Source organism: Aminobacter sp. NyZ550, from assembly GCF_025628925.2.
GTDB classification, from domain to species: Bacteria; Pseudomonadota; Alphaproteobacteria; order Rhizobiales; family Rhizobiaceae; genus Aminobacter; species Aminobacter ciceronei.
Map to the genome: position 1 here is coordinate 758,484 of NZ_CP114190.1, position 21,324 is coordinate 779,807.

The window sequence follows — 21,324 nt, forward strand, 5'->3', positions numbered from 1 at the left end:
GGGCAAACAGCAGCACATGAAACGCGTATTTTTCTCGGCATTTCTTCTGGCGGCGGCTTTCGCCGCTCCTCAAGCATCGGCGACAACAGTCGTGGCGGCCGGCAACGTGAACGCCGAACAGCCCGACGTGCCGGGTGCCTCGTCCAAGCGCACCAAGGCCGGCAAGACCACCTTCGATGCCAAATACCGCAAGGTCTATGCGCTGCTGCAGAACGACGCCGAACTGCGCGGCAAGATCAAGACCGTGGCGCGGGCCTACGGCATCGACCCGATGCATATCGTCGGCGCCATCGTCGGCGAGCATACCTACAATGTCGACGCCTATGACCGGCTGCAGACCTATTACGTCAAGGCAGTCTCCTATCTCTCCAGCAAGCTGCGCTTCGCCTATGAAGGCGAGGACATCTCCGACTTCATCAAACGGCCGGAATTCGCCGATTGCGCCAGCAAGTCGGGCAGCTACGATCTGTGGGAATGCCGCGAGCGCGTCTGGAACCAGAATTTCCGCGGCAAGACCGTCGGCGGCACCAGCTTTCCCAATGACCGCTTCAGCGCCACCTTCTTCCAGCCCTTTTACGCTGGCCAGACCTTCGGCATCGGCCAGCTTAACCCGCTGACCGCACTGCAGATGAGCGACGAGGTCCACAAGGTCTCCGGCCTGCCCAGGCTCGACGAGAAAGATCCGAACGCCGTCTACAAGACGATCATGGATCCCGACCTGACGCTGCCTTACGTCGCCGCGACGCTGAAGACGTCGATCGACGCCTACAGAAACATCGCCGGCTTCGACATTTCGCAGAATCCGGGGCTGACGGCGACGCTCTACAATGTCGGCAGTCCTGAGGCCCGCGCCTACGCGCTGAAGGCCGAGAACGAGCGGCGCCAGGCGGCTGGTGAACCTGCCAAGGTTCCGGAAGAAAACTACTACGGCTGGCTGGTCAACGACCGCCTCACCGAACTCCAGGCGCTGTTTTAGGAAAAGCTTACCTGCGCTTCTTGCGCGCGATCGCTTCGCGGACCTGGGCGTTCAGCGCGGCGAGCTCGACATCGTTCAGCTCGTCGATCGCCGCGGCCATCAGGTTGGCAAGCTCTGTCGCTGCTGCCGACAATCCCGCGGTATCGACGACGACCCGCGGATGCGAGCCCTCGGCCAGCTTCTGCAGCTCCTCGGCATCGTCCCAGATGACGTTGAAGTAGCCGATGATTTTCTGGATCATCGCCCAGGTCGGCACGCCGCGATGGCCATGCTCGAGCGCCGAGAGATAGGCGGCGCTGACGCCAATGCTGGCTGCCATATCCTTCTGACTGACGCCGCGCTCGCGCCTGAGTTCGCGGATGCGTTCGCCCAGCGGCGTCATGCGCCAAGCCTCCGCCTGATCCTGATGTAGAGCGCGCCGGAGCCGCCATGGTGGCGCTCGGCATGATCCTGGCTCGAAACCAGCATGCGGAAAGGCGCGGTATCGAGCCAGGCCGGCACCATGCGCTTGAGAACGCCGTCGCCGCCCTTCGAATTGCCCTTGCCCGTAATGACCAGCACATAGCGCAGCCCACCGGCATGCGCGCGGCTCAGGAAGGCATAGAGCAGCGAATAGGCCTCATCCTGGGTCATGCCGTGGAGATCGACCCGACCCTCGATCGGCAGGCGGCCCTTGGAAAGCTTGTCGCGTGTCGGAACGTCGAGCGAGTGCGCGACATACTGCCGTTTCGGCGCCTTGGCTGGCGCCGGCGCAGGCAGCTCGGCGGCGATTTTTGCCGGCATGGCCTCGGCCTTCGGTGCCTCGACCTTGGCAACCTCGGGGATTTCAACCGCTCTCTTGCCCTTGAGCGGCGAGGTGGTGCGGGCGATGACGTTCCACAGCACACGTTCTTCATCGCTGAGCTTGCGGTCGCGGCGCGTGCTCATGGCTGGCCCCCGGCGAGCAGGGTTTTCGGCAGAAGTGCAAAGAAATCGGCGTCGTTGCGGACGACGCCGGCGATCTCGCCCGCCTCGAAGCCGGAACCGGCAAACAGGTCGCCACGCGCCGGGCCGGTGATCGCCGAACCGGTGTCTTGCGCGATCATCAGCCTTGCAAACGGCTTGCCGTCAAACGCAGTCAGGCCGGGGGCGGCGATGTAGAAAGGCGTGCCGAAGGTGTGCAGCAGACGATCGACGGCGACCGACCGGCCCGGCGTCAGCGGGACTTTCGCCGCGGCGATGGGACCAAGTGCCGGATCCTCGACTTCGGCGTGCCGGAAGAAGATGTAGGACCGGTTCTGCCACAGGATCTCGTCGACACGATCGGGATTGGCTTTGAACCAGGCCCGGATCGACTGCATCGTCACCTTTTCGAGCGGAATTTCGCCGATCCTGGCGAGAATTCCGCCTGGGCCGGTGAAACGCTGGCCGGATTTGGCGGCATAGGTCACGCGCCGCAGCGACCCGTCGGTCATATTCAGCCGCGCGGCGCCCTGGACATGGACGAAGAAGGCATCAACCGGATCGGCGACCCAGGCGATCTCCAGGCCCTGGCCGTCTAGGGCGCCCTGTTCGATCGCGGGGCGGTCGAAATACTCGACGAGGCCGTCGACGGTCTGCCTGGCAAAGGCGAGGTAAGGGTCCATGCCGGCAGGGCGATTGCTGTCGTCGACATCGACAAGATCGGCCGGGCGCGACAAAAGCGGCACGGCAAACGCGTCGGTGCGAACAAGGGACGCCTCGACGTCTGGTTCGTAAAAGCCGGTAACCAGGCCATGGTCGCTTCCTTTGGGTGCGACGAGGGCAGGCTGGAAGTGACGTTCGAAGAACGCACGGGCGTCAGCGGGATTGACGGCCGGTCTTTCGCGGGCCTCCGCATAAGCGGGGCCAAAAGCGTCAAACGCGACGCCGAGCGCGCCGCTGCGGTAGGGTTTGGTCAGTGCATGGAAGGCAGAACGGCGAAAGGCCTCGAAGGCGGCCAGCTGGTCATCGTCATGCCAGCCGGGCAGCTCGCCAAAGCCGACCTGGGTGAATGCGGGCGAGAGCAACACGGGCTTCGCCCGCCACGCGCGATCAGTCTTCTTCCTCGGTCGCGACGAGCTTCCAGTTCGGGTCACGCGAGCGGGTGTCGCGGGCAAACGTCCAGACGTCCTTGACCTCGGCCACCGTTTCCGGATCGCCGTCGATGACCTCGCCGGCCTTGTCGCGGGTCGCCGAAATCAGCTCCGAGACGATGCGCAGCGTAACATGAGCCTCGCCACCCTTCATCTCGGCCGAGACGATGTCTGCCTTGTCGATGCCGACGAAGGAGGATTGGATCTTCTCCGAGCGGCCCTCGCGGTCGGCGATAGCTGCGACGAAGCCGTCGAAGACTTCACGCGACAGCAGGTTCTTCAGCGTTTTGCGGTCGCCGTCGGCATAAGCCATGACGATCATCTCATAGGCCATCTTGGCGCCGTCGACGAAGCCCTTGGGCTCGAACGAGGCATCTGCGTCCTTGATGGCGCGCAGCCCCTTGTTCAGCTCGGTGCCCGGCTTGGCGAAAGCGTCGATGGCGACATAGGCTTCGTCGGCTGCCTCGCCCGGAGCGCGTTTGCGCTGCGGCAGCGACACGACGTTCTCCGGCTTGCCATTGGCGTCCTGCGGCTTGCTGCGGGCCGCGGTGTAGGGATCGAAGGGTGGACGTTCATTGCCCGTACGGCGTCCAAGCACGTTGCGCAGCTGGAAAAAGATCACCACCGCTGCGATCAGAAAGAAAATCGTGCCGAAATCGAAGAATTCCATATCTTCCGCCGATCCGTCCCTTGTTCGCGGCCGAAGCCAGCTTATGTGCCATTCGCCGGCGCCGCATCGGTGCCGCGCCCGTAGCCTTTGCATATAGAACGCATGCGCCGATCATTCAAATTAAAGGCGCAGCACCCTATCTAAAGATGTATGCACTATGCCTGTGACTGCATCTGGCTGTCACGTCAACTCTAACCGGAACGGAACGACGCCCTTCATGCTGCCCCTCCTGCTCCTTGCCCTGCCTTTGCTCGAGATTGCCGGCTTTGTGGTGGTCGGCAGCGAAATCGGCGTGCTTGCGACCATTGGTCTTATCCTGCTCAGCGGCATCGTCGGCTCGATCCTGCTCCGCGTCCAGGGTTTCGGCGTCATGACCCGGATCCGCAAGGAAATGGACGCCGGCCGCGATCCGTCCAAGGAACTGGCCAATGGCGCGATGATCGTGCTTGCCGGCATCCTTCTGCTGATCCCCGGCTTCATCAGCGACATCATCGGCATCCTGCTGTTCCTGCCGCCGGTGCGGGCGCTGGCCTGGCGCTTCCTCAGCAAGCGGGTGCGCTTCAGCACCGATTTCGGCGGCTTTGCTCGCCGTGGCGGCCCGGCCGGCGGCAAGACCATCGACCTCGACAAGGACGACTTCACGCGCCAGCCGAACCCGAATTCGCCGTGGCGCTCGATCCGCGACGAGTAGTCGAGCGGCTTCCAACGCCGGCAAAACCTTGTCTTGGCATGCCGAGCGTGCTAGCGAACCGCGGATTCCAATCCGGGCCGCGTCGCGGCCAAGCCAAGAGGACATGGGCTAATGGCCACGAATGAAGCGCCCGAAGGCGCCAACGGCAACGGTAATGCACAGCAGCCCACGCTCAACGTGCTGGCGCAGTATGTGAAGGATCTCTCCTTCGAAAGCCCCGGCGCTCCGAATTCGCTGCGCGGCCGCGACAAGGCTCCCGGCATCAACATCAACGTCAACGTCAACGCCAACCCGATGACGGACAAGCAGTTCGACGTCAACCTGACGTTGAGTGCGAAGGCTGCCTTCGACAAGGACGTGCTGTTCAATGTCGAGCTGGTCTATGGCGGTGTGTTCCGCATCGACGGCTTTCCGCAGGAGCACATGCTGCCGCTGCTCTTCATCGAGTGCCCGCGCCTGCTGTTCCCGTTCGCTCGCCAGATCATCGCCGAAGCGACCCGCAACGGCGGCTTCCCGCCGCTGATGCTCGACCCGATCGATTTCGCCCAGATGTTCCAGCAGAAGATCGCCGAGGAACAGGCCGCTTCCAAGGTCAAGGTCAGCTAAGACCGCGCCTTCAAGCGTTATCAATCGAAAGCCCGGCCTCAGCGCCGGGCTTTTTCGTTGTGGGGGATCAGTTCGGTTCAGCCGGTGAAAGCAGCTTGGCCCAGAGGGCCTTTTCGCCAAGGCCGCCGACAAGCTTGTCGTGGGCAGCGAGCTCGGCCTCGGTCAGACGCGGCGGCAACGGCTCGGGGCGCGTGGCGACGACGATCTCGATCTGCCTGGTGTTGCCGCCGCCATTGGCCGACGAAAAACTCTCGAGCACCAGCGCCGACTGCTTGCCGCCGATCAGCTCGATATAGACTTCGGCCAGAAGCTCGGAGTCGAGCAGGGCGCCGTGCTTGGTGCGGCGGCTGTTGTCGATGCCATAACGCCGGCACAATGCGTCGAGCGAATTCGGGCCCATCGGGTGCTTGCGGCGGGCCAACGCCAGCGTGTCGATCAGGCGATCGGCTTCGATCGCCTGTTGGTCGAGCCGGGCGAATTCGGCATTGATGAAACCAAGATCGAAGGTGCCGTTATGGGCGACAAGCTTGGCGCCATCGATGAATTCGAGGAATTCGTCGATGATCTCGGGGAAGGTCGGTTTGCCTTCGAGGTCGGCGTTGGAAATGCCGTGCACGTCCTGCGCGTCGGGGTGGACCTGGCGCCCCTGCGGGTTGATGTATTTGTGGAAGGTGTTGCCGGTCGGGAAGCGATTGATCATCTCGATCGCGCCGATTTCGATCACGCGGTCCTCGCGGTTGTCGAGGCCGGTGGTTTCGGTATCGAAAATGATCTCGCGCAACAGCTGATTCTCCTTGGCCGACAGCATGCCCTCCCGGGCCGCCGGCGAACAAGTGCGGCGATTCGCCTGTCTAGGGCTTTCCCACCATCAATTCGGCGATGATGGCCTGAACCGCGGCCCGCGCCGGCTCCAGGCCGTTGCCGGTGTCGACGATGAAGTCGGCAAGCTTGCGCTTTTCGGCGTCCGGGATCTGCTTGGCGAGGATCGCTTCGAATTTTTGCTCGGTCATCCCAGGGCGCGCCAGAACGCGCTTTCGCTGCACATCGGCAGGTGCGGTGACGACCACCACCTTGTCGACGCGGCCCCGGCCGTTGGTCTCGAACAGAAGCGGGATGTCGAGGACGGCAAGCGGCGCACCGGCAGCGCGGTTGCGCTCGAGGAAGGCGTTGGCATCAGTGCGGACCAACGGATGGATGATGCCTTCGAGCTTCTTCAGCGCCACCGCGTCGCCCAGCACTTGACGGGACAGCTCGGCGCGATCGACGACACCACCCGTCACAGTACCAGGGAAGGCGGCCTCGATCAAAGGAGCGGCCTCACCGGCATAGAGCCGATGCACCGCCTCGTCGGAATCGTGAACCGGAACGCCTGCGTCCGCGAACATTTTCGCCGTCGTCGACTTGCCCATGCCGATGGAGCCGGTCAGGCCGAGAACGATCATGTCTTGGCGTCCAGATCGGCGACGACAAGGGCACGCAAATCAGCAGTAACGTCAGGCCGGCGGCCGAACCAGCGTTCGAAACCCGGTACCGCCTGGTGCAGCAGCATGCCGAGCCCGTCGACGGTCTTCAGTCCGCGTGCCCTGGCCGCCGCAAGCAGCGGGGTTTCGAGCGGCACATAGACGATGTCGGTGACGATGGCGTGGCCGGGCAGGGTGGATGGGTCGGCGGGCAGGCCCTCATTGCCGTGCATGCCAAGTGCCGTCGTGTTGACCAGCAGCGACGCATCGCCAAGCAGCTCCGCGGTTGCCGCCTGCGGATGCGCGCTGACGCCGTCGCCGAACTGGTCGGCAAGTTCCACCGCACGCGCCACGGTGCGGTTGACGATATGGATGTCTTTGAAACCGCGCTGCTTGAGCGCGTGGATGATCGCCCGCGAAGCGCCGCCGGCGCCCAGGACCACGGCGACGTCGCCATTGGAAGCCCAGCCCGGCGCGAGATGGTCGAGATTGGCAGCAAATCCATAGGCGTCGGTGTTGCCGCCCCAGAGCACGCCGTCTTCGAGCCACACGGTATTGACTGCGCCGATCTGATCGGCGGCTTCATCGCGGCGCTGGACAGCAGCGAAGGCAGCTTCCTTGTGCGGGATGGTGACATTGCCACCACGCAATCCGGCCGCGGAAAGCCCAGCGAGGAAAGCTGCAAAATCCCCAGGCGCGACATCGATCGCGGTGTAGCTGCCGTCGATGCCGTAACTTTTCAGCCAATGGCCGTGGATTTTCGGCGAGCGCGAATGCGCGATCGGATGGCCGCAGACGAACGCCTTCAACTCAGCCATCGATGGTCCCGAGCTGGCGTAGTTCCTTGAGCACCGGCAACAGCGGCAGGCCGACAATGGTGAAATGGTCGCCCTCGACCTTGTCGAACAGTTGGATGCCTTCGCCTTCGATCTGGTAGGCGCCGACGCTTGACAGCACCTTCTTGCCGACGCGGGCGAGGTGGCGGCCGATGAAAGCCGGATCGAGAGCACGCATGGTCAGCGAGGCGATCGCCACATGGCGCCACACGGTTTCACCGTCGCGCACCAAGACCACGGCGCTGTTTAGCCGGTGGGTCTTGCCGGACAGCTTGAGCAGATGGCGGCGGGCACCTTCCATATCGTCAGGCTTGTGGAACACTTCGTCGCCGAGCGACAGCGTCTGGTCACAACCAAGGACCAGCCGACCGGGATGCTCCTCGCTGACCGCCACTGCCTTGGCTTCGGCCAGGACCAGGGCTACCTCCTCGGGAGTAGCCCCACTTTCGGCCAACGGCGCTTCCAACGCCCTTTCGTCGAGATCAGCCGGGATCGCATCGACTGGGACACCGGCATTTTCGAGCATGGCTTTGCGGAAGGGGCTTCCGGAAGCAAGGATGAGTTTTTCGGTCACGGGCTTTGCCTGAAAACGAACCGCGCAAGCGGCGTTGCTGGGTGCTTTTGGTCCTAGCGGCTCTTGTTGCGCAGGGCAACGATCGCGGCGGCCGTTTCCTCGATCGAGCGGCGGCTGACGTCGATCATCGGCCAATTGTGCTTGGTGCAGATCTTGCGCGCGTAGGCCAGCTCTTCTGTGATCGAGGCGCGATCGATGTACTCCTGGGCGTCGAAAGCCATCGTCGTGCCGAGGATGCGGTTCTGGCGCACATGCGAGATACGTTCGGCGGTAGCGATCAGGCCGACGACAAGCGGCTTCTCCGCCTTGACCAGGCTGTCGGGCACGGGCACGCCGAGCACGATCGGGATGTTGGCGGTCTTGATGCCGCGGTTGGCGAGATAGATGCTCGTCGGGGTCTTCGACGTCCTGGATATGCCGATCAGCACGACATCAGCCTGTTCCATGTCGGCAGGCAACTGGCCGTCATCATGCTCCATGGTGAAGTTGAGCGCGTCGATGCGGCGGAAATATTCGGCGTCGAGAACATGCTGGGCACCCACCCGGCGGCCCGCCGGCGCACCGAGATAGGACTGGAACACCGACAGCACGGGCTCGAGCACCGAGACGCAAGGCAGGCCCATCGAGGCACAGCGGCTGTCGATGATGCCGGCGAGGTGCTGGTCGACCACTGTGTAGAGCACGATGCCCGGCTCTTCCTCGATGTCGTCGAATACCTTCATCAGCTGCTTTTCGGTGCGGATCAGCGGGTAGATGTGCTCGATCGCGCGCGCATCCTTGTACTGCGCCGAAGCCGCGCGCCCCGCCGCCAGGAGAGTCTCGCCGGTGGCGTCGGAAATCAGGTGCAGATGGAAGAAGCTCTGGGGTTTGTTCACAGCGGGCGCCTGGGTCTGTGGTCAAATGTGGATAAACGGGCAGTTCGGCCCGAAGCGGTCGGCGCGACTGTATCAGATGCCGACTTGTCCACAATTCGCCCCGCTGTCTGTTTCGATTCAGCGACGGGGAGTATTGTGGGGATAGTTTTTTAGTCCCCGGCTGTCCACAGAATCAGCACTCGTGACGCGTTCAGCTAGATTCCTGATTCAAATCGACGAATCCGCTTGCTGCCCGGAGTTTTCCCCGCTGGCGAAAACGGCCGCGCGTCACTATGACAAGTGGATATCTGGAGCTGCCTATGGACAGGTCGGAATTCTCGATTCCAACAGACTCTAAGAATTAGAAGAATCCTTCAGAATAAATTTTTGTTTATAGAAGGCTCAAGGAAAGGCAGATCGGATGGCCGTGAAACGCGCCCTGCTCCAAGTCCTGAAAGGCGAGAGCCTGGAGGTTCCGCCGCTCTGGATGATGCGTCAGGCAGGCCGCTATCTCCCGGAATATCGCGAGAGCCGGAAGAAGGCGGGGAGCTTCCTGGACCTCTGCTACAATCCCGACTTTGCCGTCGAGGTGACGCTGCAGCCGATCCGGCGCTTCGACTTTGACGCCTCGATCCTGTTTTCCGACATTCTCGTCGTTCCGCACGCGCTCGGGCGCGACCTGCGTTTCGAAGAGGGTCGTGGGCCGCTGATGACGCCGATCACCGCCGACGGTGTCGCAGCACTCGATGGCGAAAAGTTTCACGTGAATCTCGAACCGGTCTACGAAACCGTGCACCGTCTGCGCCGCGAGTTGCCGGAGAAGACGACGCTTATCGGCTTCTGTGGAGCGCCGTGGACGGTCGCCACCTATATGATCGCCGGACACGGCACGCCGGACCAGGCGCCGGCGCGGCTGTTCGCCTATCGCGAACCGAAAGCCATGGCGCAACTGCTGCAGGTCCTCGCCGACCATTCGGCCGCCTATCTCATTCGCCAGATCGAAGCCGGTGCCGATGTCGTTCAGATATTCGATTCCTGGTCGGGCGTGCTCGACGAGGCGACTTTCGAGGCCTGCTGCGTCAAGCCGGTGGCCGAGATCGTGCGCAAGGTGCGCGCCGTCTATCCGGATGTGCCGATCATCGGCTTTCCGAAAGGCGCAGGCGCCCAGCTCGACAGCTACAGGCAGCGCACCGGCGTCACCGGTCTTGGCCTCGACTGGACGGTACCGCTGAGCCAGGCGCAGCGCCTGCAGACCGGGGGAGCCGTACAGGGCAATCTCGACCCGCTCAGGCTGGTTGTCGGCGGCAAGGCTTTGGAGGAGGGCGTGGATGCCATCCTGGAGGCGCTGGGCAATGGTCCGCTGATCTTCAATCTCGGTCACGGCATCACGCCCGAGACGCCGGTGGCGCATGTCGAGGCGATGGTGCGGCAGGTGCGAAAGGCGTCAAGGCAATGAGCAGCCAGAACGCAGAACAATCGAGCGGTACGACGGCGGCTAAACGAGCAGTGATCGCTATCGTCGTCCTGGTCGCGCTGACGGCCGCACTTTTTCTCGCCGCGCCTGACGGCTTTTATCCCTGGGCCAAGGCGATCCACGTCATTGCCGTGATCTCATGGATGGCCGGCATGCTCTATCTGCCGCGGCTGTTCGTCTATCATGTCGACGCCGAGAAGGGCTCGGTGCAATCCGAGACCTTCAAGGTGATGGAACGCCGGCTGCTGCGCGCCATCATCAATCCGGCGATGATCGTCACCTGGGTGTTCGGCCTGTGGCTTGCCTGGAAGGGTTTTGACTTCGCCGGCGGCTGGCTGCATGCCAAACTGGCGGCGGTGCTGCTGCTTTCAGGCGTGCACGGCTATCTCTCGGCGTCGGTCCGGCGCTTTGCCGAGGACCGTAACGAAAAGCCGTCGCGCCACTGGCGCATCGTCAATGAAATCCCGACGTTGCTGATGATCGTCATTGTCATACTGGTGGTTGTAAAGCCGTTTTGAGTTCCTAAATTTGCTGGACTGCGCCTTGCTCTTTCGTTTCGGGAGGGCTAAAAGGCTGTTCTTCCTTCCCGCCATGCGCCGCCCCATTTTCATTCCCTGGCCGCGCCCGGCGCTTATCGCAAAATGCCGATAGCCAACCTCCCCACGCTCAGAGTCCGTCCATGCAGGAAATGAAACTACAGGATTTCAAGAACAAGAAGCCGACCGACCTGATCGCGTTCGCTGAGTCGCTTGAAGTTGAAAATGCCAGCGTCATGCGCAAGCAGGAGCTGATGTTCGCGATCCTCAAGAAACTGGCGGCGCAGGACATCGAGATCATCGGCGACGGCGTCGTCGAGGTGCTCCAGGACGGCTTCGGCTTCCTGCGTTCGGCCAATGCCAACTACCTTCCGGGTCCGGACGATATCTACATCTCGCCCTCGCAGATCCGCCGCTTCTCGCTGAAGACTGGCGACACGGTCGAAGGCCCGATCCGCAGCCCCAAGGAAGGTGAGCGCTACTTCGCGCTGCTCAAGGTCAACACCATCAATTTCGACGATCCCGAAAAGATCCGTCACAAGATCCATTTCGACAATCTGACGCCGCTGTACCCGACCTCGCGGCTCAAGATGGAAGTGGAAAACCCGACTACCAAGGACATTTCGCCCCGCGTCATCGACCTGGTGGCGCCGCTCGGCAAGGGTCAGCGCGCCCTGATCGTGGCGCAGCCGCGTACCGGTAAGACCGTGTTGCTGCAGAACATTGCACACTCGATCACCACCAATCATCCCGAATGTTACCTGATCGTGCTGCTGATCGACGAGCGTCCGGAAGAAGTGACCGACATGCAGCGCTCGGTGAAGGGCGAGGTCGTGTCCTCGACCTTCGACGAACCGGCCGTCCGCCACGTCCAGGTCGCTGAAATGGTCATCGAAAAGGCCAAGCGTCTTGTCGAGCATGGCCGCGACGTCGTCATCCTGCTCGATTCGATCACCCGTCTCGGCCGCGCCTACAACACCGTCGTGCCGTCATCCGGCAAGGTTCTGACCGGTGGTGTCGACGCCAACGCGCTGCAGCGCCCGAAGCGCTTCTTCGGTGCCGCCCGTAACATCGAAGAGGGTGGTTCGCTGACCATCATCGCCACCGCGCTGATCGATACCGGCAGCCGCATGGACGAAGTCATCTTCGAAGAGTTCAAGGGTACCGGCAACTCGGAAATCGTGCTCGACCGGAAGGTCGCCGACAAGCGCATCTACCCGGCGATGGACATCCTCAAGTCGGGTACGCGCAAGGAGGACCTGTTGGTCCAGCGTCAGGATCTGCAGAAGATTTTCGTGCTGCGTCGCATCCTGGCGCCGATGGGAACAACCGACGCGATCGAGTTCCTCATCGACAAGCTCAAGCAGACCAAGACCAACGCAGATTTCTTCGATTCGATGAACACCTGACGCGTCAGCCCGAAAATCGTAAGCGATCTTCGGGACAGATGCGGAAACTCAGGTTTGGAGCGCCTCTTGGGCGGCGACGCACGGCGCTCCGATCGGTCAGCGACGACGAAGCGCGTCTTCAAGCTTCGCCGGATCGCTGATCACGGGCAGACAGATGAGGCCGGTGCAGAGATATGCGCCGGCCTTTTTCGTATCGGGAAGGATGTCGCCCGGCAGTTTCGCCCGCGCCGTGTCCTCACCGAGAGCCAGGAAGATGTCGACGCGGCGCGGATCCGGATTCCGATTCGCTACCGAAACAAGTGCTGGCCGCTCTGGATCCTCGACGACAATCAGCTTTGATGGTTCAATTGCCAGGATACAGGCGTTCACGATTCCGGCCTGGCCATATTGCTGGTTCTGGATGCGGCCGGCGGCGTGTTCGGCGATTGTCCAGGCGCGTCGCTGCAGTTCAATGTCGCCCGTGATGTTGGCCAGGCGCACAACAGCCTCGATGATCTGGCTGGTTGCCGAAGGAATGGCTTCGTCGATGTCGCCGCGAATGCGCATCGGCACGTCGGCGCTGTCGGATGCGGTGAGATAGTGCCCGGTTCTGTCGGCATCCGCGTGCCAGTTATCGAGCATATTCACGAAACGAGCACCGTGCTCGAGATATCGCGCATCCCTTGTTGCCTCGAACAGGGAGATGGCCGCGTTGACCATCGCCGCGTAGTCGCTCGACAGCGCGGGATAGAGCCGCTTTTCGCCCAGACTTGAATGCGGCAGTCGGCCTTCAGCTGTTGCTGACGCCAGAATCGCGCCGAAAGCACCTGCCGCGACAGCCACCCAGTCGCTTCTTCCAAGGCTTCGCCCGGCTTCTGCCAGCGCGACGATGGCCAAGCCGTTCCAATCCGTGAGCGCCTTGTCATCGCGGGCGGGGCGAATGCGCTGTTCTCGTTTAGTCAGCAGGCGTTTCGTCAGGCCTGAAACCAGCGCACGATCTTCGATGGCCTGGGCACTCTGGGCCGCGTTCTGGTGGATGATCGGGTCGCCTTCCCAGGCGTCTGGCTTACTGATCGTGAAGTATTTGAAAAATATAGATGAATCATCGCCAAGCACGTCGGCTATGTGTTGCCCCGCCCAGGTGTAGAACAGCCCTTCTTCACCCTCGCTGTCGGCATCGAGGCTGGAAGCGAAGGTTCCGTCGGGCAGTTGCATCTCGCGCAACAGCCAGTCGACCGTGTCTTCGATTCGTATCCGAAACAGTTCATTTCCTGTGGCGGCATAAGCCCAGTTCGCTTGGCGTATCAGCTGGGCGTTGTCGTAGAGCATCTTTTCGAAATGCGGCACCAGCCATTGCGTGTCGGTCGAATAGCGCGCCAGCCCGCCGCCGACATGGTCGTAGATGCCGCCAGCGAGCATATGCGCCATGCTTTCCGTCATTGCATCACGATGCTGCTCATTGCCGGAGCGCAGCCAGGACAGCCACAAGGTCTGCATGAAAGGCGCATTCGGGAACTTTGGGGCGCCGCGAAGCCCGCCCAGATCGCGGTCAAGCATATCGTAGATGCCGGACGCCAACGTCCTGGCCGTATCGGTCGAGATCGCGGAGCGCGGGCTGCTGCCGCCGAGGCGCTTGCCGACATGTTGGGCAAGCTCACCCGCGCTCTGCAGGATGCTGGCGCGCTTGCCGCGCCAGGCGGCGTCGACAGCACTGAGCACCTGGATGAACCCCGGCCGTCCATACCTCGCCTCGCGCGGAAAATAGGTCCCGCCCCAGAAGGGCTTGGCATCGGGGGTCAAGAACATCGTCAGTGGCCAGCCACCTTGTTCGCCCATGCTGGCGAGCGCCGCCATGTAGATCTGGTCGATATCCGGCCGTTCCTGGCGGTCGACCTTGATGTTGACGAAGAGCCTGTTCATGACTTCGGCGACTTCGGCGTTCTCGAAGCTTTCATGCGCCATGACGTGGCACCAGTGGCAGGCGGCATAACCGACCGAAAGCAGGATCGGCCGGTCGAGCCGCACCGCTTCTGCCAACGCCGCGGGCGACCACGGGCGCCAATGCACCGGGTTGTCGCCATGCTGGCGAAGGTACGGGCTACCTTCGTCTCGAAGCAGGTTTTCGTGCGGAAGCATGTGGCAAGCCCAAAACAGTGATATGAGGCGTCAACCTAGGGCGCTTCCAAGAGACCGGCAAATGCAATTCACCGATTCGATCGCCGCTTTGTCCAGCGGTCACCTGCCATCCGGCGTCGCGATCGTCAGGATTTCAGGTCCACATGTTCGATTCGCTCTCGAAACGATTGCAGGTAGCCTGCCGCAACCACGTCGCGCGCATTTCGGACCACTGAATGCAGTGGACGGGCGGAAACTCGACCAGGCGCTGACCTTGTTTTTTCCCGAGCCGCATAGCTTCACGGGGGAGGATTGTGGTGAATTCCATGTGCACGGCGGCCGGGCTGTGGTCACGGCACTGCTCGCGGAGCTCGGAAAGCTGCCGGGTTTCAGGCAGGCCGAGGCGGGAGAATTCACCCGGCGGGCATTCCTCAACGGCAAGATGGACCTTCTGGAAGCTGAAGCGCTTGCCGATCTCATCAACTCCGAAACTGAGGCGCAGCGTCAGTTTGCCATGATGAACTCCGGCGGTGCGCAAAGCGAGCTATATCTCACTTGGCGCAAGCGGCTCATTCACGCTCGGGCGATGATTGAGGCCGAGATGGATTTTGCCGACGAATCGGACGTACCAGGCTCGGTTTCCGCTCAGGTGTGGGACGACGTTCACCAGCTGATCGCCGACATCGGGCGACATGTCGATGGCTACAGCAAGGCTGAGATGATCCGTGACGGTTTCGACGTCGTGATCCTCGGTGCGCCGAATGCGGGCAAGTCGAGCCTGCTCAATGCGCTGGTCCGACGTGAGGCGGCAATTGTCACCGACGAACCCGGCACGACGCGCGACCTCGTTGAGGCAACACTCGATATCGGCGGCCTCAAGGTGCGCATTACCGATACAGCCGGGCTGCGCGAGCCTGCCGGCAAGGTTGAAGCCATCGGTATCGAACGCGCGAAGGAACGAGCGAAGGCCGCCGACCTGGTGTTGTTCCTGCAGGATATGTCGGCGCCAACCGAGCTGCCGCCGCCAGGCGATGCATCCGCAGTCATGATTGGCACCAAGCTGGACCGCATCAAAGGTGGTGATGCCGGGTCGAGCTTTGCCCTCGCCATTTCCACGGTGAATGGCGAAGGTATCGACGGGTTGATCGAATTGATTGGCGCGCGCGCCACGGCGGCGATCGGCCAGCGTGGCGATGTGCTGCCGTCGCGGTTGCGCCATGTGGAACTGCTGAACGACGCCAGCGAGTATCTGCGTGCCGCGTTAGCTGCGCCGGAGACTTTGCTGGAACTGAAGGCGGAGAACCTGCGCCTGGCGAGCGACCGAATCGGCAAGCTGTCTGGAGCCGTCGATGTCGAGGACCTGCTCGACGTGATCTTCTCGCAGTTCTGCATCGGCAAGTGATTCACGTGAAACATTAAGCGGTGGAATCAAAGGATTCACGTGAAACATCGGCATTGACTCGCTGCCGCGCGGCCAAGTTGTTTCACGTGAAACCACCACCGCGGCGATTCTCTTGACATGAGGCGGAGATGAGGACATCTGTCTCGCCAAATGTTTCCTGGAGACTGTGATGAGTGAGAGCTACGACGTCGTCGTGGTGGGCGGAGGCCATGCGGGCTGCGAAGCGGCCTCGGCAGCCGCACGGGCCGGTGCAAAAACCGCACTCGTCACCCTTCGTCGCGATACGATCGGCGTGATGTCGTGCAACCCCGCCATTGGCGGTCTGGGCAAAGGCCATCTCGTCCGCGAGATCGACGCACTTGACGGCCTCATGGGTCGGGTCGCCGATGCCGCTGGCATTCAGTTCCGCCTTCTCAACCGCCGCAAGGGCCCAGCGGTGCGCGGGCCGCGCACCCAGGCCGATCGCAAGCTCTATCGCCTGGCCATGCAGCAGGCGATCGCTGAACGGCCGAACCTCACCGTCGTTGAGGCAGAAGTATATGATTTTATTATAGATAACGACCGCCTGACCGGTGTTGTGCTGGGCGATGGACAAACGCTTTCCTGTGCCGCCGTGGTTCTCACGACAGGCACCTTCCTGCGTGGGCTGATCCACATCGGCGAACGCAAGTTCCCGGCCGGCCGGATGAACGAACAGGCTTCGATGGGATTGTCCGAGACGCTGAAGCGGGCGGGCTTGCGCCTTGGCCGATTGAAGACCGGGACCCCGCCGCGGCTCGATGGCCGCACCATTAACTGGACTTCGCTCGAGACGCAGGCGGCCGACGAGGAACCGGTTCCTTTTTCGCTGCTCACCGATAGGATCCGCAATCCGCAGATCGAATGCGGCATCACGCGGACGACCGACGCCACTCACAGCATCATTCGCGAGAATCTTGGGCGATCGGCGATGTATTCCGGGTCGATTGAGGGCATCGGGCCGCGCTATTGCCCGTCGATCGAGGACAAGATCGTCAAGTTTGGCGACCGGGAAGGCCATCAGATCTTCCTCGAGCCGGAAGGGCTCGACGATCACACAGTCTACCCGAACGGTATCTCGACCTCGTTGCCGGAGGACGTGCAGCTCGACATTCTGAAGTCGATTCCCGGACTGGAACGGGCAGTGATGCTGCAGCCGGGATATGCGATCGAGTATGACCACATCGATCCGCGCGAGCTGGAGCCGACGCTCGAGACCAGGCGTATTCGCGGTCTTTTCCTTGCCGGACAGATCAATGGCACGACGGGTTATGAAGAGGCCGGTGCACAGGGCCTGCTTGCCGGGCTTAACGCCGCGCGGTTTGCCGGCGGCAGCGAGCAGCTGATCTTGAGCAGGACACAGGCGTATATCGGCGTCATGGTCGACGATCTGACCAGCCGTGGGATCAGCGAGCCATATCGCATGTTCACGTCGCGTGCGGAATTCCGGCTTTCGCTGCGGGCCGACAATTCGGACGAGCGTTTGACGCCCCTGGCCATGGAACTGGGCATTGCTTCGGCCGAGCGGGAAAAGCGTTTTGGCGAGATGACGGGCCGCGTAACAGCCGCGCGCGAACTGACGAAATCGCTGAAGCTATCACCCAACGAGGCGCGCCGTTATGGCATCGAGGTCAATCTCGACGGTGTGAAACGGTCGCTTTACGAACTACTCGCTTACCCCAATATCCAGTTCATGCAACTTGTTAAGATCTTGCCGGAGCTGGCGTCGGTTGACGCCAAGACGGCGGAAGCCATTGAAACCGAAGCCAAATATGCCGTCTACCTTGACCGCCAGAAGGCTGACGCGGCGTTGATGCTGAAGGAAGAGGAGAGGGTGATCCCGGAAGCGCTTGATTTTGAGTCGGTTCCTGGCCTTTCCAACGAGCTTCGGCAGAAGATGCGCGTCCGTCGGCCGCGTTCATTGGCCGAGGCGCAGCGTATCGATGGCATGACGCCGGCGGCGCTGGCCATCATTCTGGCCCATGTCCGCAACTCAGAAGCTCAGTCACGTAGGGGCGCCGCTTGAACAATGACGCCTATGCCCGGTTGCAGGAAGTGGCCGGTCCCGTTTCACGTGAAACATTCGCGAAGCTGAAAGCCTTCGAGGCTGTATTCCGAAAGTGGGCACAGCGCATCAATCTGGTGGCGCCGTCGACGCTCAATGACGTTTGGGAGCGCCATATCCTTGACAGCGCCCAGATCGTGAAGCTTGGGGGCGCCGCAATGAAATGGCTCGACATTGGGTCGGGCGGCGGGTTCCCAGGCCTGATCATCGGTTCGATGCTCGCCGAACGGCCAGGCGCGACCATCGATCTGGTGGAAAGCAATCGCAAGAAATCCGGCTTCCTGCAGGCCGTGGTCGGTGAGCTCAGCTTGCCGGCTAAAGTGCACTCGAAGCGCATCGAAGATGTCCATGCGCTCATCAAGTCGCCCGAGATATTGAGTGCACGAGCCTTGGCACCACTACCGCTGCTCCTGGAGCTGTCGTGGCCATGGTTGGAGGCGGGCACCACAGCGCTTTTCCACAAAGGCCGGGATTACCGTCAGGAAATCGAAGATAGCGCTCACCAGTGGAGATTCGATCTGGTAGAACACCAGAGCCTGACCGACGCCCAGGGAGTCATTCTCGAGATTCGGAATCTGCGCCGCGCCTAGCTGCCGCGCTGTGACGAGACGGAAAACAGCAGTCGAGCCATGAAAACCACACCTAGAATCATCACAGTCGCCAATCAGAAAGGCGGCGTCGGCAAGACGACTACCGCCATCAATCTGGCGACCGCCCTTGCCGCCATCGGCGAGCGCGTGCTCATTATCGACCTCGATCCGCAAGGCAATGCCAGCACGGGCCTCGGCATCGATCGCAAGGACCGCAGCGTGTCGTCCTATGACGTGCTGACCGGCGAGCTGGAGATAGAACAGGCGGCGATGGAAACGGCAGTGCCGGGTCTGTCGATCATTCCGTCGACGCTCGATCTGCTTGGAATCGAAATGGAAATCGCCTCGGCGCCCGATCGCGTCTTGAAGCTGCGCAATGCCTTGCGGGCATCGGCTGAGCGGGCGGCCGGCTACAGTTACGTACTCATCGATTGCCCACCTTCGCTCAACCTCTTGACGCTGAATTCGATGGCCGCGGCTGATTCCGTCCTGGTGCCGCTGCAGTGCGAGTTCTTTGCGCTCGAAGGCTTGAGCCAGTTGCTTGAGACGGTGGATCAGGTACGCCGCTCGATCAATCCGGAGCTGACGATCCAGGGCATCGTGCTGACCATGTTCGATGGTCGCAACAATCTGGCCAACCAGGTGGTCGAGGATGTGCGCGCCCATATGGGAGAAAAGGTCTACGACACGGTGATCCCACGCAACGTGCGCATTTCGGAAGCGCCGTCCTATGGCAAGCCGGCGATCCTCTACGACCTGAAATGCTCGGGCAGCCAAGCCTATCTGCAGCTCGCCTCGGAAGTCATCAGGCGCGAACGTAAACTCCGGGCCGCATAAATCGATTCGGACTCGAAACAAGCTGGACTAGACATGAACGAAGACCTTTCCAGAAAGCGCCTTGGCCGGGGACTTGCTGCTCTCATCGGCGAGATGGACAAGCCGGCGGTCCCGGAAAAGCCGGCGGCGCCGGCCGACGGCCGGGTGCCGATCGAGTTCGTCAGCCCCAATCCGCGCAACCCTCGTCGCCATTTTGGCGAAGCCGAACTTGCCGACCTGGCGCAGTCTATCCGCGAGCACGGCCTGGTCCAGCCAGTCGTCGTCAGGCCAGCTGCGCAGGCCGGGCACTATGAAATCATCGCCGGCGAGCGCCGCTGGCGTGCAGCACAGCGGGCCGGCGTCAACGAGATTCCGGTCATCGTTCGCGACGTCAACGATCGCACGGCGCTTGAGCTCGCCATTATCGAGAACGTCCAGCGCTCCGATCTTAATGCCATTGAAGAGGCAATGGGCTACCAGCAGCTGATCGACGATCACAACTATACCCAGGCCGATCTCGGCCAGGTCATCGGCAAGAGCCGCAGCCATGTCGCCAACACGCTGCGGTTGCTGAAGCTGCCTGACGTTGTGCGCGACATGCTGGTCAATGGCGAGCTGTCGGCCGGTCATGCCCGGGCACTGATCACGGCTGCCGACCCGGCGGGCCTGGCCAAGCGGATCGTCGAAGAGGGCCTGTCGGTACGCCAGGCCGAGGCGCTGGCGCAACTTCCGGCCGATGCGCTGCTGGAAAAGCAGCCGTCGCGTCCTGTCGAGAAGGATCCGGACACGATCGCGCTGGAGAAGCTTCTCACCGATGTCGTCGGCATGAAGATCTCGATCGCGCACAAGGAAAAAGGCGGCGAGCTGCGCATCAGCTACCGCTCGCTGGAACAGCTTGACGATTTGTGCCGTCGCCTGAAGAGCGAACATATCTGATTGATTCTATTGACTCTTGCCTGAAAACGCCGGCCTCGCGCCGGCGTTTTTGCGCTTGCAGCAAATCCGGGAAAGGCATGCAGCCGATTTCGTTCGGACTGTATCAGAACGAGACGTGCGACGGCGTTCTTTAGCGTCGACCGGACGACAGGCGGGCGCCTTCGACGGCAATGCCGAGCATCGCCTGGCGCGCCAGCGCAACCGCAAGGTCGGGGCGGCGACGGGTCTGCAGCGTTGTCGATTGCAGCCGTGTCAATGCGCGGGTCAGCGCTGCCGCGCTCCAGCTCGATAAGGTTTTTTCCACGGCCCGGCGGCGGGAGAAGAACACCGGGGGGCGTGCCGCGGCGACGACCGCCGAGGCGTTGCGGCCGCCATTTTCCATCTCGCCGCGCATCAGATGAATGTTCTGGAGGTGGCGGGTTGCGGTCGCGAGAAGCTGTGCCGCCTGGCTTCCGGTCTGGCACTGCTTGGTGAAAGCGGCGTCGAACTCGGCGATGTTGCCGCCAAGGGCTGCGTCGATGGCGTCGTCCAGCGACAATGCCGAGACATCGCCAGTCATGTCCTTGACGTCTTCGAGCGAGATCTCGCCCTTGCCCATGGCATAGAGTGTCAGCTTCTGGATCTCGCCGCGTGTCGCAAGGCGGTCGCCGCCGAGGCTGCGGCGCAGTGCGTTGCGGGCGTCCATGGCCATGTTCAGGCCGGCGGTGCGCAGTTCCTCGTCGATGACGCTTTCGATATCGCGCGCCTCGTCGGCGTAGCAGGGCAGGGCCATGCCGGCAAAGGCGCCTTCGACGATCGTGCGCAACGGCGCGCCTTTCTTGAGATCCTGCGCCTCGATCAGGATGACGGCGTCGCGCGGCGGGTCGGCGGCCAGCGCCTTGACGTCGTCGGCAAGGCTCTTCTGGGCAGCGGCGTTGCGCACCCAGATCAGCCGGCGCGGCGAAAACATCGGCACGGTGCGGGCCTCATCGACGAGACGGCCGCTGTCGCGCTCGACATCGGCGGCGTCAATCTTGACGACGGAGAAGGGATCATCGAGCGGCAGGCCGGTCTTGGCGGCAAAGGCTGAAGCGCGCTCAGAAACGAGGCCCCGGTCGGGGCCGTAGATCAACACGATGACGGCTTCGGCAGCGGGCCGAGCCAGCCAGGAATCGACTTCGTGAGCTTTCTTCTGCGCCATGCCGTCCTGTTAGCACAGGCCCGGGTCCGGTCGCAGCCATTTTG

At 62.3% G+C, this 21,324-nt stretch carries 22 protein-coding genes; 11 read left to right on the forward strand and 11 right to left on the reverse strand.

Annotated features, from left to right (window positions below; translation table 11 throughout):
• Positions 1 to 16 precede the first annotated feature (16 nt).
• Positions 17 to 976, forward strand: a complete 960-nt coding sequence (locus N7E70_RS03695) for a DUF1402 family protein (RefSeq protein WP_263005575.1) — start codon at positions 17 to 19, stop codon at positions 974 to 976.
• Positions 977 to 983: 7 nt separating this feature from the next.
• On the opposite strand, the gene N7E70_RS03700 is transcribed toward N7E70_RS03695, so the two are convergent.
• The 4 genes from N7E70_RS03700 to N7E70_RS03715 are packed head-to-tail and all read right to left on the reverse strand — an operon-like array spanning position 984 to position 3,739.
• Positions 984 to 1,358, reverse strand: coding sequence for a helix-turn-helix domain-containing protein (locus N7E70_RS03700; protein ID WP_263005576.1), 375 nt, complete (start codon positions 1,356 to 1,358; stop codon positions 984 to 986).
• On the reverse strand, positions 1,355 to 1,903 hold the full coding sequence (locus N7E70_RS03705; RefSeq protein WP_263005577.1) for a Smr/MutS family protein: 549 nt from the start codon (positions 1,901 to 1,903) through the stop codon (positions 1,355 to 1,357). The genes N7E70_RS03700 and N7E70_RS03705 overlap by 4 nt, the downstream gene beginning before the upstream one ends.
• Entirely contained in the window at positions 1,900 to 3,006 is a 1,107-nt protein-coding gene (gene mltA / locus N7E70_RS03710) for a murein transglycosylase A (RefSeq protein ID WP_263005578.1), read from the reverse strand. Before mltA ends, N7E70_RS03705 begins: the two co-directional genes overlap by 4 nt.
• Before the next feature lie 22 nt (positions 3,007 to 3,028).
• On the reverse strand, positions 3,029 to 3,739 hold the full coding sequence (locus N7E70_RS03715) for a Tim44/TimA family putative adaptor protein (protein WP_067955788.1): 711 nt from the start codon (positions 3,737 to 3,739) through the stop codon (positions 3,029 to 3,031).
• Positions 3,740 to 3,956: 217 nt separating this feature from the next.
• Here N7E70_RS03715 and N7E70_RS03720 point away from each other — a divergent pair, with 217 nt between their 5' ends.
• Complete coding sequence (locus tag N7E70_RS03720; RefSeq protein WP_263005579.1) at positions 3,957 to 4,430, forward strand: FxsA family protein; 474 nt, start codon at positions 3,957 to 3,959, stop codon at positions 4,428 to 4,430.
• Positions 4,431 to 4,541: 111 nt separating this feature from the next.
• Positions 4,542 to 5,036, forward strand: coding sequence for a protein-export chaperone SecB (secB, locus tag N7E70_RS03725; protein ID WP_067955790.1), 495 nt, complete (start codon positions 4,542 to 4,544; stop codon positions 5,034 to 5,036).
• A 67-nt stretch (positions 5,037 to 5,103) separates the two neighbouring features.
• On the opposite strand, the gene dnaQ is transcribed toward secB, so the two are convergent.
• The 5 genes from dnaQ to N7E70_RS03750 all read right to left on the reverse strand — a co-directional run bounded on the left by dnaQ (position 5,104) and on the right by N7E70_RS03750 (position 8,781).
• Positions 5,104 to 5,817, reverse strand: a complete 714-nt coding sequence (dnaQ, locus tag N7E70_RS03730; protein ID WP_263005580.1) for a DNA polymerase III subunit epsilon — start codon at positions 5,815 to 5,817, stop codon at positions 5,104 to 5,106.
• 70 nt (positions 5,818 to 5,887) lie between these two features.
• Positions 5,888 to 6,478 carry a dephospho-CoA kinase gene (gene coaE, locus N7E70_RS03735; protein ID WP_263005581.1) on the reverse strand — a complete coding sequence of 197 codons (591 nt, stop codon included), beginning with the start codon at positions 6,476 to 6,478 and terminating at the stop codon, positions 5,888 to 5,890.
• A complete protein-coding gene (locus tag N7E70_RS03740; protein ID WP_263005582.1) occupies positions 6,475 to 7,314 on the reverse strand; it encodes a shikimate dehydrogenase in 840 nt (279 codons plus the stop codon). The genes coaE and N7E70_RS03740 overlap by 4 nt, the downstream gene beginning before the upstream one ends.
• Positions 7,307 to 7,906: a Maf-like protein gene (locus N7E70_RS03745; RefSeq protein WP_263005583.1), complete on the reverse strand. Its 600-nt coding sequence runs from the start codon at positions 7,904 to 7,906 to the stop codon at positions 7,307 to 7,309. The genes N7E70_RS03740 and N7E70_RS03745 overlap by 8 nt, the downstream gene beginning before the upstream one ends.
• A gap of 53 nt (positions 7,907 to 7,959) precedes the next feature.
• Positions 7,960 to 8,781: a pyruvate, water dikinase regulatory protein gene (locus N7E70_RS03750; RefSeq protein ID WP_067955797.1), complete on the reverse strand. Its 822-nt coding sequence runs from the start codon at positions 8,779 to 8,781 to the stop codon at positions 7,960 to 7,962.
• A 400-nt stretch (positions 8,782 to 9,181) separates the two neighbouring features.
• Here N7E70_RS03750 and hemE point away from each other — a divergent pair, with 400 nt between their 5' ends.
• The 3 genes from hemE to rho all read left to right on the forward strand — a co-directional run bounded on the left by hemE (position 9,182) and on the right by rho (position 12,179).
• The gene (gene hemE, locus N7E70_RS03755; protein WP_263005584.1) at positions 9,182 to 10,216 is read left to right on the forward strand and encodes a uroporphyrinogen decarboxylase; all 1,035 of its coding nucleotides are present in this window, start codon (positions 9,182 to 9,184) and stop codon (positions 10,214 to 10,216) included.
• Complete coding sequence (hemJ, locus tag N7E70_RS03760) at positions 10,213 to 10,752, forward strand: protoporphyrinogen oxidase HemJ (protein WP_263005585.1); 540 nt, start codon at positions 10,213 to 10,215, stop codon at positions 10,750 to 10,752. The genes hemE and hemJ overlap by 4 nt, the downstream gene beginning before the upstream one ends.
• 161 nt (positions 10,753 to 10,913) lie before the next feature.
• Positions 10,914 to 12,179 carry a transcription termination factor Rho gene (gene rho / locus N7E70_RS03765; protein WP_018430513.1) on the forward strand — a complete coding sequence of 422 codons (1,266 nt, stop codon included), beginning with the start codon at positions 10,914 to 10,916 and terminating at the stop codon, positions 12,177 to 12,179.
• Between the two features lie 96 nt (positions 12,180 to 12,275).
• Here rho and N7E70_RS03770 read toward each other — a convergent pair whose 3' ends face one another.
• Positions 12,276 to 14,294, reverse strand: a complete 2,019-nt coding sequence (locus N7E70_RS03770; protein ID WP_269441442.1) for a thioredoxin domain-containing protein — start codon at positions 14,292 to 14,294, stop codon at positions 12,276 to 12,278.
• 61 nt (positions 14,295 to 14,355) lie between these two features.
• Here N7E70_RS03770 and mnmE point away from each other — a divergent pair, with 61 nt between their 5' ends.
• From mnmE to N7E70_RS03795, 5 genes are all read left to right on the forward strand, one after another.
• Positions 14,356 to 15,675 carry a tRNA uridine-5-carboxymethylaminomethyl(34) synthesis GTPase MnmE gene (gene mnmE / locus N7E70_RS03775; protein WP_263005591.1) on the forward strand — a complete coding sequence of 440 codons (1,320 nt, stop codon included), beginning with the start codon at positions 14,356 to 14,358 and terminating at the stop codon, positions 15,673 to 15,675.
• 169 nt (positions 15,676 to 15,844) lie between these two features.
• Complete coding sequence (gene mnmG, locus N7E70_RS03780; RefSeq protein WP_263005592.1) at positions 15,845 to 17,719, forward strand: tRNA uridine-5-carboxymethylaminomethyl(34) synthesis enzyme MnmG; 1,875 nt, start codon at positions 15,845 to 15,847, stop codon at positions 17,717 to 17,719.
• Positions 17,716 to 18,348: a 16S rRNA (guanine(527)-N(7))-methyltransferase RsmG gene (rsmG, locus tag N7E70_RS03785; RefSeq protein WP_263005593.1), complete on the forward strand. Its 633-nt coding sequence runs from the start codon at positions 17,716 to 17,718 to the stop codon at positions 18,346 to 18,348. Before mnmG ends, rsmG begins: the two co-directional genes overlap by 4 nt.
• A gap of 39 nt (positions 18,349 to 18,387) precedes the next feature.
• Positions 18,388 to 19,185 carry a ParA family protein gene (locus tag N7E70_RS03790; RefSeq protein WP_067955810.1) on the forward strand — a complete coding sequence of 266 codons (798 nt, stop codon included), beginning with the start codon at positions 18,388 to 18,390 and terminating at the stop codon, positions 19,183 to 19,185.
• Positions 19,186 to 19,218: 33 nt separating this feature from the next.
• Positions 19,219 to 20,100, forward strand: coding sequence for a ParB/RepB/Spo0J family partition protein (locus tag N7E70_RS03795; protein ID WP_067955812.1), 882 nt, complete (start codon positions 19,219 to 19,221; stop codon positions 20,098 to 20,100).
• A gap of 130 nt (positions 20,101 to 20,230) precedes the next feature.
• Here N7E70_RS03795 and holA read toward each other — a convergent pair whose 3' ends face one another.
• Complete coding sequence (gene holA, locus N7E70_RS03800) at positions 20,231 to 21,280, reverse strand: DNA polymerase III subunit delta (RefSeq protein WP_067955814.1); 1,050 nt, start codon at positions 21,278 to 21,280, stop codon at positions 20,231 to 20,233.
• Positions 21,281 to 21,324 lie beyond the last annotated feature (44 nt).